The 12,785-nt window shown below is 65.7% G+C and carries 10 protein-coding genes; 7 read left to right on the top strand and 3 right to left on the bottom strand.

All coding sequences use genetic code 11. The features are described from left to right. The first annotated feature begins 2 nt into the window (after positions 1 to 2). From ABRP28_RS14650 to ABRP28_RS14635, 4 genes are all read left to right on the top strand, one after another. Positions 3 to 989, top strand: a complete 987-nt coding sequence (locus ABRP28_RS14650; protein WP_350003609.1) for an ABC transporter permease — start codon at positions 3 to 5, stop codon at positions 987 to 989. Continuing rightward, positions 986 to 3,223, top strand: a complete 2,238-nt coding sequence (locus ABRP28_RS14645) for an ABC transporter ATP-binding protein (protein ID WP_350003610.1) — start codon at positions 986 to 988, stop codon at positions 3,221 to 3,223. The genes ABRP28_RS14650 and ABRP28_RS14645 overlap by 4 nt, the downstream gene beginning before the upstream one ends. A 52-nt stretch (positions 3,224 to 3,275) precedes the next feature. Further along, entirely contained in the window at positions 3,276 to 4,979 is a 1,704-nt protein-coding gene (locus tag ABRP28_RS14640; RefSeq protein WP_350003611.1) for an ABC transporter family substrate-binding protein, read from the top strand. 198 nt (positions 4,980 to 5,177) lie between these two features. Further along, positions 5,178 to 6,251 (top strand): Gfo/Idh/MocA family oxidoreductase, encoded by a 1,074-nt coding sequence (locus ABRP28_RS14635; RefSeq protein WP_350003612.1) that lies wholly within the window; start codon positions 5,178 to 5,180, stop codon positions 6,249 to 6,251. 24 nt (positions 6,252 to 6,275) lie between these two features. Here ABRP28_RS14635 and ald read toward each other — a convergent pair whose 3' ends face one another. Then, positions 6,276 to 7,394, bottom strand: coding sequence for an alanine dehydrogenase (gene ald / locus ABRP28_RS14630; protein ID WP_350003613.1), 1,119 nt, complete (start codon positions 7,392 to 7,394; stop codon positions 6,276 to 6,278). A 233-nt stretch (positions 7,395 to 7,627) separates the two neighbouring features. On the opposite strand from ald, the gene ABRP28_RS14625 reads away from it, so the two are divergent. Continuing rightward, entirely contained in the window at positions 7,628 to 8,848 is a 1,221-nt protein-coding gene (locus ABRP28_RS14625; protein WP_350003614.1) for a helix-turn-helix domain-containing protein, read from the top strand. A gap of 12 nt (positions 8,849 to 8,860) precedes the next feature. Here ABRP28_RS14625 and ABRP28_RS14620 read toward each other — a convergent pair whose 3' ends face one another. Then, complete coding sequence (locus ABRP28_RS14620) at positions 8,861 to 9,268, bottom strand: helix-turn-helix domain-containing protein (protein WP_350003615.1); 408 nt, start codon at positions 9,266 to 9,268, stop codon at positions 8,861 to 8,863. A 49-nt stretch (positions 9,269 to 9,317) separates the two neighbouring features. Here ABRP28_RS14620 and ABRP28_RS14615 point away from each other — a divergent pair, with 49 nt between their 5' ends. Beyond that, positions 9,318 to 10,100, top strand: coding sequence for an alpha/beta hydrolase (locus ABRP28_RS14615; protein WP_350003616.1), 783 nt, complete (start codon positions 9,318 to 9,320; stop codon positions 10,098 to 10,100). A 35-nt stretch (positions 10,101 to 10,135) separates the two neighbouring features. On the opposite strand, the gene ptsP is transcribed toward ABRP28_RS14615, so the two are convergent. Beyond that, positions 10,136 to 11,821 carry a phosphoenolpyruvate--protein phosphotransferase gene (gene ptsP, locus ABRP28_RS14610; protein WP_350003617.1) on the bottom strand — a complete coding sequence of 562 codons (1,686 nt, stop codon included), beginning with the start codon at positions 11,819 to 11,821 and terminating at the stop codon, positions 10,136 to 10,138. A 162-nt stretch (positions 11,822 to 11,983) separates the two neighbouring features. Between ptsP and ABRP28_RS14605 the strand changes: the two genes are divergently transcribed. Next, positions 11,984 to 12,712: a TetR/AcrR family transcriptional regulator gene (locus tag ABRP28_RS14605; protein WP_231456097.1), complete on the top strand. Its 729-nt coding sequence runs from the start codon at positions 11,984 to 11,986 to the stop codon at positions 12,710 to 12,712. Positions 12,713 to 12,785 lie beyond the last annotated feature (73 nt).

Here is a 12,785-nt window from a genome sequence, read left to right as displayed (position 1 = left end):
CCGTGACCAACCTCAATGCAGTAGACCCCGCCGCCGTCGCCCAGGACGCCCACCTGGAGGGCGCCGACGTCGTGATCGGCAAAAACACCATCATCTTCCGCCGCTTCATGCGGAACAAGACAGCTGTCGCAGGGCTTGCCATCTTCCTTGCCCTGACCGTTTTCTCCTTCGTGGGCGGATACTTCACCCCGTGGGACAAGCAGACCATCGACCCCTTCAACATTGGAATGCCGCCCTCGGCCGAACACTACCTGGGCACGTCCCAGGCCGGGATCGACCTCTACGCAATGACCGTGGAGGGCACCCGGATTTCCATCCTGATCGGACTGATCGTTGGGCTGGTGTCGGTCCTCGTTGCCGCCGTCTACGGATGCACCATGGCCTATTTCGGCGGCAAGGTGGACAAGGTGATGCTCTTCATCCTTGAGGCGCTCATCATGATGCCGGCCCTGCTGGTCGTGGCCGTGGCCACCAGCGGCGGAGGTGAAGGGCTCCGGCGGGACCTGCCGTCCTGGCTGCTGCTGATCATTGTGCTGCTCGTCTTCAGCTGGATGGGAACAGCGCGGCTCATCCGGTCCCTCTCCATGTCCCTAATGCAGCGTGACTTCGTCAAGGCCGCACAGTACATGGGTGTTCCGGCCCGCAGGATCGTGTGGCGCCACCTGGTGCCCAACATCGGGTCGCTGCTGGTCCTGGACATCACCCGGGGCGTCACCGGTGCCATCCTCGCGGAAGTTGCCTTCTCCTTCATCGGCATCGGCATCAAGGTTCCGGATGTGAGCCTCGGCGTGCTGATCGGCGGAGCCACCTCCCAGGTGCAGACGTTCCCCTGGATGTTCTGGGTGCCGCTGACCGTAATGTTCCTGCTCACCGGATCACTGGCCATGATGAACGACGGACTGCGTGACGCCTTCGATCCAAGCTCAAGCTCCTCCGGCAGCGCCAAGAAACGCGCCCTGAAAACCCGCGTGAAGGGGAATGCCTCATGAGCAGCGAAATTGCCGCAGGACCGGTGAAACAGCCGCAGTCAGCAGTGGAACGGCTGCACGTTGCGGGCCTTCACGCCCCCGCGGACGCAATCCTTTCCGTCCGGGACCTGAACGTACGCTTCAACACAGAAAACGGTGTGGTTCACGCGGTCCGGGGCGTCGACTTCGACCTCATGCCCGGAAAAACGCTCGGCATCGTGGGGGAGTCCGGCTCGGGCAAATCGGTGACCTCCCTTGCCATCATGGGCCTACTGCCCTCCACGGCGGAGGTCACCGGCTCCGTACGGCTCAAGGGCAAGGAACTGCTGGGCCTGAGCGACAAGGCCATGTGCGGGTACCGCGGCAATGAGCTGGCCATGGTCTTCCAGGACCCGCTGTCCTCGCTGACGCCTGTTTATACCGTGGGCAACCAGATCATCGAAGCACTGACCATCCACAACCCCGGCATGAGCAAGCAGGCGAAAGAAGCCCGCGCCGTCGAACTTCTTGCCATGGTGGGCATCCCCAGCCCCAGGGAACGGCTCAGGGCCTTCCCGCACGAGTTTTCCGGCGGCATGCGCCAGCGCGTGATGATCGCCATTGCGATCGCCAACAATCCGCGGGTCCTCATCGCAGATGAGCCGACGACGGCGCTGGACGTCACCATCCAGGCGCAGGTGCTGGAGGTGCTGCATACGGCGCAGGAGGAGACCGGAGCCGCCGTCGTGATGATCACCCACGACCTCGGCGTTGTGGCGGGCATGGCGGACGACATCGTGGTGATGTACGCCGGCAGGCCGGTGGAGACCGGGGCGGTGGATGACATCTACTACAACCCGCGGATGCCGTACACCATGGGCCTGCTCGGAGCCGTTCCGCGCGTCGATGTTGCGGAGAAGTCCTCGCTGGTGCCCATCGAGGGCATGCCGCCCAACCTGGTCCACACGCCCACCGGCTGCTCGTTCGCGCCCCGCTGCCCCCTCGTTACGGACGCCTGCCTGGAGGGTGAACCGGCGCTCGCACCTGTTCCGGGGCCGTCCGCCCACCGCGCCGCCTGCATCAAATCCGGTTCGCTGGGCGGCGACGTGGATGTCCATGACGTGTTCGCCGCACCGCCGGTACCGGTATCCCGCTTCGACGCCATCCCTAGGGAGGAACGCTCCGCCGTCCTGCAGCTGAAGGACGTCCGCAAGCACTTCCCGCTCACCAAGGGCGCACTGCTGAAGCGCCGCATCGGGACCGTCAAAGCCGTGGACGGAGTGAGTTTCGATATCCGCGAAGGGGAATGCTTCTCCATCGTGGGGGAATCGGGCTCAGGCAAGACCACCACCCTGCTGGAAATCATGGAGTTCCACAAGGACCAGGACGGCGAGGTGGTGATCGGCGGCATCAGCAACAAGCAGGCCGCCGACGCCAAGACCAGGAGCGCGATGCGCCGGGAGCTCCAAATGGTGTTCCAGGACCCGACCGGCGCTCTTGATCCCCGGTTCACCGTGTTTGAGGTCCTCGCCGAACCGCTCCAGAACGCGGGCATGAACAAGGCCGACACCAAAAAGCGCATCATGGAACTGATGAAGCTGGTGGGCCTGCAGCCTGACCACGTCAACCGCTTCCCCAACCAGTTCTCCGGCGGGCAGCGCCAGCGCATTGGCATAGCCCGCGCACTGGCCGTCAACCCGAAACTGGTGGTCCTGGACGAGCCTGTCTCGGCCCTGGACGTCTCCGTGCAGGCCGGAGTCATCAACCTCCTGGACAAGCTGCGCGCCGAACTGGGCCTCAGCTACCTGCTGGTGGCGCACGATCTTTCCGTGGTCCGGCACATCTCCAACCGGGTGGCGGTGATGTACCTGGGGAAGATCGTGGAAATCGGCGAAGTGGACCGGGTATTCGACAACCCCCGCCACCCCTACACCCGGGCTCTGCTCTCCGCCATCCCCGTGCCGGACCCCCAGCTGGAGCGCACGCGGGAACGCATCATCCTCCAGGGTGACCTGCCCTCCCCGCTTGATGCCCCCAAGGGATGCAATTTCGCCACCCGCTGCCCTGTTTTCGCAGCGTTGCCGGCGGCGAAGCAGGAAAAGTGCCTGACCCTCGAACCGCCGCTGGAGCATGTAGCACCGTCCCCGGCGGCCCAAACCCTGGCGGCAGATTTCCTGCCCGCCCTGGACCAACGCTTCGCCTGCTTCTTCCCTGACGGAGAACTGGACGAGGACATGCTGGTAGTCCACGAATCGGCGGACCACCATGCGCCCTAGGTTTCTTCGACCCATCACAAGCACCACCACTCGCACCAACGAAGGGAACACCATGAGGAATCTGAACAGGATCGGCGGAGCGGCGGCCATCACCGCAGCTCTGGCGCTGACGGCCTGCGGCGGCGGTGGCGGGTCCACCGGCCCGGAAACGGCCAAGGGCCAGGAGGCAGGCAGCGATCTGTCCAAACTCATCAGCATCAACGAGAAGCCGGCAGCCGATCTTGAACAGGGCGGCAAGGTCACCCTTCCGCTGGGCAACATCGGCCCGGACTTCAATGGCTTCTCCAACAACGGCAACAGCGCAGACAACACCGCGCTGCACCGTCCCATCGACCAGGCGGGAACCTGGGGCTGCTGGGACATTGCGTTCGACGGCGAAGTGACCCCGAACAAGGACTTCTGCGAGTCTGTGGAAAACGAAGTGCAGGACGGCAAGCAGACCATCACCATCAAGGTCAACGAGAAGGCCACCTACAACGACGGCACCCCGATCGACGTCAAGGCCTTCCAGAACACCTGGAACATCCTCAAGAGCCCGGACGCAGGCTACGACATCGTCAGCTCCGGCAACTACGAGTTCGTTGAATCCGTGGAAGCCGGCAGCAACGACAAGGAAGTGGTGGTCAAGACGACCCAGCCGGTCTACCCGCTGGATTCCCTCTTCACAGGCCTCATCCACCCCGCCGTCAACTCTCCTGAAATTTTCAACGAGGGGTTCAACGGCGACATGCACCCCGAATGGATGGCCGGGCCCTTCAAGCTGGACCAGTACGACACTGCCGCCAAGACGGTATCCCTGGTTCCCAACGAGAAGTGGTGGGGCAACAAGCCGGTGCTGGAGAGCGTCGTCTTCCGTCAGCTGGAGACCAGTGCCCAGATCGCTGCCTTCAAGAACGGCGAGATCGACGCCATGTCCGCCAACACCATCTCCCTGTACAAGCAGCTTGAGGGCACCAACAACTCAGAGGTCCGCCGCGGCCAGCGCCTGTTCGCCGGCGGCATGAACCTCAACGCCCAGCGCATCACCGATGTTGCCGTCCGCGAGGCCATCTTCGCCGCGGTTGACCGTGAAGCCCTCCGCAAGGTGCGCTTCAACGGCCTGAACTGGGAAGAGCCCAGCTCCGGTTCCATGATGCTCCTGCCGTTCTCCGAGTACTACCAGGACAACTACCCCGTGAAGGAAACCGGTCCGGATGCCGCCAAGAAGGTACTGACGGACGCCGGCTACACCGAGAACGCAAACGGCATCATGGAGAAGGACGGCAAGCCCGCAGCCTTCAAGATCAGCAACTTCGGCGACGATCCCACCACCCTCGCCTTCACCCAGACCCTGCAGCAGCAGCTCCAGGCCGGCGGCATGGACGTGGGCATTGACCAGCGCGCTTCGGCCGACTTCGGCAAGGTCCTCGGTGCTCGTGAGTTCGACATGAGCGTCTCCGGCTACACCGTGGGCGCGGACGCAACTGAAGCCGTCAAGCAGTACTACGACTCCAAGACCAACGAGAACCAGCTGGGCGACGCCGAACTGGATAAGAAGATCGCCGACCTGGCGTCCATCGAGGACAACGCCGAGCGCAACAAGGCGGCCATGGAAGTGGAGAAGGAGCACATGGCGAAGTACTTCTCCATGGGTGTGGTCATGAACGGCCCGCAGATCTCCTTCGTCCGCACCGGACTGGCCAACTACGGCCCGTCCCTGTTCCGCAGCCTGTCCCAGGTTCCGGACTGGACCACCCTCGGCTGGGAAAAGAAGTAACCCCACCTGCCCCGCGGGGCACAACTGAATAGCAGCAGCGCGGCAGGGCCGGCAGCTCCTGGAACATCCAGGGCCTGCCGGCCTTCGCCGTCCCACACGCTCTCCCATTTGATGCGGCTTTTTCCGTAACCATCTCTCACATAACGTGGGGATTTCCGTAACCATCTCTCACCGATGTGGAGGAGTAGCCTAGCCACTATGACCGGAACTGCAGCGACCCCGCGCACCATCCGTACCGCCGTCGTGGGTTTCGGGCTGTCCGGAAGCGTGTTCCACGCCCCCCTGATAGCTGCGGACCCGCGCTACTCGCTCAGCATGATTGCCACGTCCAACGCCGGGAGGGAAGCCGCCGCGGCCGCTCAGTACCAGGGTGTGCAGACCGTGCCGGACGGCAAGGCAGTCCTCGAGCGCGCCGGGGACGTGGACCTGGTGGTACTGGGGACCCCGCCCGCCACCCACTACCCGCTGGCAAAGGCAGCCCTGGAAGCAGGCCTTGATGTGGTGGTGGACAAACCCTTCGCCGTGACAAGCGGGCAGGGCCAGGAACTCATCGCGCTGGCACGGCAACTGGGCAGGGTGCTGACGGTGTTCCAGAACCGCCGCTGGGACGGGGACTTCCTGACCCTGCGAAAGCTCTTGGCGGCCGATGCCCTGGGCCGGGTGACCCGGTTTGAATCGCGTTTCGAGCGGTGGTCGCCCGCCATCTCGAAGGCATGGAAGGCCCGCGCCACTGCGGCCGAGGGCGGCGGAACGCTGTTCGACCTCGGCAGCCACCTGATCGACCAGGCCCTCCAGCTCTTCGGACCGGCCGCAGTGGTCCACGCGGAACTGAAGGCCCGGCGTTCGGACGAACGGGCGGACGACGACGTTTTCCTGGTCCTGAGGCATGACTCCGGCGTGATCAGCCACCTCACCATGAACATGCTCTGCGCGCAGCAGGCCCCGCGGTTCCGCGTGCTGGGTTCCGTGGGCGGATTCACCAAGCACGGGGTGGACCCGCAGGAACCATACGTCGCAGCGGGCGGCAGCCCCCTGGATGCGGAATACGGGCAGGAGGCGCCGGAGTGGGCCGGGTTCCTGGGCCGTGACGGACACCTGGACGCCCTGCCCACCGAACGCGGCGCCTACCCCGAGTTCTACCGGCTCCTGGCAGACAAAATCCTGGACGGCGGCGCAACCTCAGCCCTGCCCCTCCCAGTAGACCCAGAGGACGCCGTCGAGTCCCTCAAATTAATAGAAGAAGCACGGGAACTGGCGAGCGGCAGGTCTTAAACGGAAACGCTGGACGAGTAAGACCTACGCAGAAACCAGTTCGTGCCAGTCCGCTACGAGGGGCAGGTTGTGGGCCTCGGACACGGAGTGGTGCGCCACGTGGCCGGCGGCGATGTTGAGGCCGGCTGCGAGGGCGGGGTCGCGGTCGAAGGCTCCCCTGACACCCAGGTTGGCGAGGGACACCGCGTGCCGCAGCGTGACGTTGGTCAGCGCGTAGGTGGAGGTGTTCGGCACGGCGCCGGGCATGTTGGCCACGCAGTAGAAGATGGTGTTATGCACCTTATACGTGGGCTCCTGGTGGGTGGTGGTGTGGGTGTCCTCGAAGCAGCCGCCCTGGTCCACAGCGATGTCCACCAGGACTGAGCCCGGCTTCATGCGGGCCACGAGGTCGTTGGTGACCAGCTTGGGGGCCTTGGCGCCGGGGATGAGGACGGAACCGATCACCAGGTCCGCGTCCACCACGGACTTTTCGATCTCGTACTTGTTGGACGCCACGGTCTTGAGCCGGCCCTGGTACTGGGCGTCCAGTTCGCGCAGCCGGTTGATGTTGATGTCCAGGATGGTGACGTCGGCACCCAGGCCGAGGGCCATGGCAGCGGCGTTGGTGCCTGCCACGCCGGCGCCGAGCACAACTACCTTGGCGGGACGGACGCCGGGAACGCCGCCCAGCAGGACGCCCTTTCCGCCCGCAGGCGCCATAAGCGAGGACGCGCCAACCTGCACGGAAAGCCGGCCCGCAACCTCTGACATCGGGGCCAGCAGGGGAAGGGTGCGGCCCTCCTGGACGGTCTCGTAGGCGATGGCGGTGACGCCGGAGTTGATGAGTTCGCGGGTGAGTTCGGGCTCGGCCGCAAGGTGGAGGTAGGTGAAGAGGACCAGGTCCTTGCGGAAGCGGTGGTACTCGGCCTTGACGGGCTCCTTGACCTTCAAGACCATGTCGGCGCGTGCCCAGACGTCGTCGGCCTCGTTGACGATCTCGGCACCGGCAATGGCGTATTCCTCATCGGTGATGCCGGAGCCCAGGCCCGCGCCGCGCTCCACCAGCACAGTGTGCCCGTTGCTGCGGAACTCGTGGACACCGGCGGCGGTGATGGCCACCCGGAACTCGTTGTTCTTGATTTCTTTGGGGACGCCGATGATCATTGCGGGCTCCATATTCTCGGCCTGAACAGCCGGAAAGTGCGGAAGGATTTCGTGTATCAACGATAAATCCGGTTGTGAGCCAGCCGACATCAGTGCCGAATGGCAGCGGAGCGGAAACCGCGCAATTCCGGGGGGCTAAAGCTTCCATACTCGACGATTGTCGAGTCCGGGGGCGGCAGGTGTCGCCTCGTGTCCGTTCGTGACGGGGGACTTCCGGGCAGTAGTGTTGGCGCATGCAGCAGCAGGGTGTGGAACAACTGGTTGAGCAGGTGGCGCAGAAGCTGGGCCGTGGCCTGTCGCTTGAGGACCTGGACGGCGTGCTGCTTGCGTACAGCTCCAACCAGTCCCACGCGGACAGGGTCCGGGTGAACTTCCTGCTGAGCAAGAAAGTCCCGGCAGATGTCAGCGCATGGCAGCTCTCGCACGGTATTGCCACGGCGGTTCGGCCCGTGGTGGTTCCCGCCAACCAGGACCTGGGCATGCTGGGCCGCGTCTGTGTTCCGTTGATGGTGCGTGGGTTCCGTGTGGGCTATCTGTGGGTGCAGCAGGATTCGGCAGATGAGAGTCCGACGGCGATCCTCACCCAGTTGCCGGCTGTGAACCATGAGGTCGAGATGCTTTCGGGGCTCCTGCTCGACTCGAACACGGCGGAGTCGGAGTTCCGGCGCGGGCGCGAGCGGGAGTTCCTAACCGCCTGCGCCGGCGAAGCCAATGCCGTGGCTGCCGTGGCGGGCTGGAAGGAGATCCAGGGCCGCGGTCCCTGGCAGGTGGTTACGGTGCTTGATGCTGACGGCTGGTCCGGTGGGCCGGACCCCATCGCGTCTACCCTGATCCACAGGTCTGCCGCGCTGCAGGCCACCATCGGCGTGGATTCCGCCCTGTTCAGTGCCGGCACGGAGACGCATGCCGTGGTCCTGTTCCGTGAATTGTCCGGCAGGGCCAGTCACGCCCAGGTGCTGGTGCACTACCAGCTTGAACTCGCCAAGCGCTCCGGCCGTCCGGTCCACCGCATCATCCTGGGTATCAGCGAGGGCTTCGCCCGGCCACGGGAGCTTGCCGCGGCCTACCGGCAGTCGAAGGTGGCGGCCCAGGCCGCAGCCGTGGACCCCCAGCTCGGTGAACTCGTTGACTGCCGGGCCACCGGCGTGTACCAGCTCCTCGCGTCCGCAGGGGGAGGTGCCAGCGCCTGGGCTGACTCGGGTTCGGTCTATTTCCGGATGCTCGAGGACCACGACCGGAACGGGGAGCTTCTGCCAGTCCTGGAACTCCTCTACGACAACGACGGCTCCGTCCAGGACGTGGCCACCAGGCTCCACCTGCACCGCAGCAGCATCTACAACAGGCTGGGCCGGATCCGGCAGCTGCTCGGCGTGGATCCGCTCAAGGGAATGCCCCGCCTGGAGCTCCACGCCGCCCTGAAGATGCGCCGCTGGGCGGGCCGGCCCAGGATCTGACACACAGCCGATCTAGGCGCCCGCCCCAGGGTCCGTCCCCACCTCGCGAAGCTCGCCTTTTTTCTGCCCCTCCAGCCAGGCCATGATGGCGGCCCGCGGAATCCGGCGGTGGGTGCCGCGGTACTCCACCGGGATCTCGCCGCGGTCCGTCATGTTGCGCAGGTATGTATGGGAGATGCCAGCCAGCTCTGCTGCCTTGGACGTGGTGAGCATGTCCTCGACGCTGCTGACGGTCACCGCCTCACCGCGGCTGAACCGGTGCAGGAGATCCACGACGGCGTCCCTCGCCTGGGGCGGCAGCCTGTGGACGGTGCCGTCCACGAACACCGTGATGTCGTTGCTGCCAGCCAGTGCCCGGCCCAGCTTCTCTGCATCCTCCGACGGGAGCGGGCCGGTGATCCGGGGAGCTATCAGTGCCATGCACCCAGCCTACCGGCGGCCGCCGCGGCCGGGGCGGTAAGCTCGGCTGATGGAACTCAGTGGCGGCCGGGACGTCGAGGCGGGCGGACTCCGGGGCACGCTTTATGCCTCGGTAATGCCCGCAGGGGCTCCGCCAAGGCCCGCGTACGTCCTGCTGCACGGTATTGGTGTGTCCCACCGGTACCTTGCCCGGCTGCATCTTGAACTGGCCAAGGAAGCGGACGTTTACACATTCGACCTCCCGGGCTTCGGAAAGGCCTCGCGGCCCCCGCGCCAACTACAGATTGGTGACTTCGCGGCGTTCGTGGGCACTGTCCTGGCGGAGGCCGGGGTTTCCAGCTATGTGGTGGTGGGGCACTCCATGGGGGCGCAGTCCGCGGTGGAACTGGCGCTCCAGGAACCTGGCCGGGTGGCGGGCGCAGTGCTGATGGGGCCGGTGGTGGATTCCCCCAGGAAGACGGTCACCAGGCAGGCGCTGGCACTGACGCGCGATGCACTGTTCAGGGAAAGCCTGACCTCAAACGCCCTCGTGTTCAGCGACTACTTCAGGGCCGGCCCGCGCTGGTACCTTACCGAGCTGCCCGTGATGATGGACTACCCCATGGAGGAAAGGGTGGCTGCGGTGAGCCAGCCCGTCCTTGTCCTTCGCGGCGCCCGGGACCCCATCGCGCGCCGCCCCTGGTGCCAACGCCTTGCTGCTGCCGCCCGGCAGGGCACCATTGCCGAAATCCCGGGGCAGGGCCACGTCCTGCAGCACACCGCCCCGGGTGCGGCGGCCGAGGCCATCAGCAGCTGGGTCCGTGCCCTGGATGGCTTCGGCGTCACCGCCTAGGAGGGGAGCAGGGCCTGACCGGCCGGACCGCGCCCCTACAGTCCGAGTTCGTCCAGGACCGGCAGCTTCTCCCGGACCCAGGCGCGCGCTTCCGTGGCGCTGGGAGCGGACAGGGCGAGCTTGGCCAGCTGCTGGGCTTCTTCCAGCGTGACGGTCTTCAGCACCGCGGCCACGGCAGCCAGGGAGCGCGCCGTCATGGACAGGGTGCTTACGCCCAGGCCGGTAAGGACGACGGCGAGGGCCGGGTCTGCAGCCGCTTCGCCACAGACGCCCACGGGTTTGTTGTTCCCCTCCGCCCTGGAGCCTTCAACTGTCAGCCCAACGAGGCGCAGGACGGCCGGCTGCCACGGGGTGTTGAGGTTGGCCAGCGGGCCGAGCTGGCGGTCTGCGGCCATGGCGTACTGGGTGAGGTCGTTGGTGCCGAGGCTGGCGAAGCCCACCTCCCGGAGGATGGCTTCGGCCGTGAGGGCGGCGGACGGAACCTCCACCATGACCCCGGGCGTCTTGATGCCGGCGTCCGCGCACATGGAGGCAAAGCGTGCGGCTTCTTCGGCGGTGGAGATCATGGGCGCCATGACCCAGACGTCTGCCTGGGACTGCTTCTCCGCCAGGGCGATTGCCTCCAGCTGGCGGTCCAGGACACCCGGGGTGGTGAAGTCGGTGCGGTAGCCACGGACGCCCAGCGCCGGATTGGGCTCGGTGGAGTCAGTCAGGAACGGAAGGGGCTTGTCTGCGCCGGCGTCAAGGGTGCGCAGCACTACCTTCTTCCCGGGGAAGGCGTCAAAAACACTCTTGTAGGCTGCGGCCTGTTCTTCAACGCTCGGCTCGGTGTCCCGTTCAAGGAAGCAGAACTCGGTACGGAACAGGCCCACACCCTGCGCGCCCAGCTTCGCGGCCGCCTCGGCGTCCTTGCCGCCGCCCACGTTGGCGAGCAACGGCACCAGGTGGCCGTCCGCCGTCGAGCCCGTTCCGCTGAACTCCGCCAGCAGGGACGCCGTGGCAGCCCACGCTTCCGCTGCTGCGCGTAGGGACTCGTCGGGTTCGGAGGTGATGCTGCCTGCGGCACCGTCCACATAGACTTCCGTGCCGTCCGGGAGCTCGTCCACGCCCACCGCCGCAACAACGGCGGGAAGGCCCAGGGACCGGGCGATGATGGCGGTGTGGGACTGCGGGCCTCCGCCGGCCGTGACCAGTGCCAGGACCTTGTTGGGGTCAAGGGTGGCGGTGTCTGCCGGGGCCAGGTCCTCCGCCACCAGGACGAACGGGATGCTGGATGAGGGGATCCCGGGCGCGGGCACGCCCCGCAGTTCGGCGACGATCCGGGCGCGGACGTCCAGGACGTCGGTGGCGCGTTCGGCCATGTAGCCGCCCAGGTTGTGGAGCATCTCGGACACCGAGGAGCCCGACTCCCAGATGGCACGTTCCGCAGAGGTTCCGCGGGCAACCAGCTTGGCCGCGCCCTTGATCAGCATGGTGTCCTTGGCCATCAGTGCAGTGGCTTCCAGCACGGCCTTGCCGTCACCGGTGGCGTGGGCGGCGCGTGCCTTCAGTTCATCGTGCACCGCCTGGGATGCCGCCTTGAGGGCTGCAGTTGCTTCCTCAGCGGTGGTGCCGGGTGCAAGTTGCTCGCCGGCAGGAGGTTCGCTGATGGGTTTGGGCATCTGCCGGACGGTGCCGATGACGCGGCCTGGGCTGACGCCTACTCCTGGGAAGTTCTGCACTGAAGGTCCTCATTCTCTGCCGGTTGCCAGGCCCGCCCGATATGTCCGGCGCCATGCCGTTCCGCCGGAAGACTGCTGCGTCCGGAGGCGGGAAACGTGCCTGAAAAAAATTGTATGTGATTCAGTTCATATAGCAATGCTATAGGTGCTAGGGTAGCGGTTATGAGTTTGGATGGCCAGCTTCCCCCCAAAATGCGGCTGCTTCGTGCTGCCGCGGAATTGCTGGCAAACTCCGGGGGCGCTCCCGTCTCCACCCGCCAGATCACCCAGCTGGCGGGGGTTACAGCCCCCACGCTGTACCACCACTTCGGTGACAAGGAAGGTCTGTTCGACGCCGTCGTCGCCGCAGGGTTTGAAGAGTATGTCGCGGGCGAAAGGGATTTCGCCCCCTCCGGACAGCCGCTCGAGGATATCCGGAGAATGTGGGACAACCACGTCCAGTTCGGGCTTAACCAGCCGGAGCTGTACCTGGTGATGTTCGGCAACATCCGCCCGGAAAGCCGCCCGGCAATCGTCGCAGATGCCGAGGCGCTGATGGAGGAGATGCTGAACAAGGCAGCGGCGGCGGGCCAGCTGAACGTCCAGCCCCGGGAGGCGGCCAGGTCCATCCTGGCGGCCAACGTGGGCGTGACGCTGATGCTGATTGCGGAGCCCGCCTCCGAACGGAACCTCGAACTGTCCACCATGACCCGGGATGCCATGATCTTTGCGGTGTCCGCCGAGCCCGCCAGCGGCGCGGCCCCGGGCGGTGCCGGGAAATCCTCGGTGGTGGTGGCAGCGATTGCCCTGAACGCCGCACTTCAGGCCTCGCACTCTGACCAGCTTTCAAGCTCGGAACTCAAGCTTTTCCTTGAATGGCTCCACCGCATCTCCACCAGCCCGGCGGGCTGAACCCGCAATTCCGGCAGAACGTCGTCGTAAGTATCGGACCACCCTGCGAAGCCGCAGGAATGACGGTTAGGAA

The sequence above is a fragment of the Pseudarthrobacter sp. WHRI 8279 genome (assembly GCF_040224115.2).
Lineage (GTDB): Bacteria > Actinomycetota > Actinomycetes > Actinomycetales > Micrococcaceae > Arthrobacter.
The sequence above is the reverse complement of the archived record's forward strand: the minus strand, read 5'-3'. Positions and strand labels throughout refer to the sequence as shown.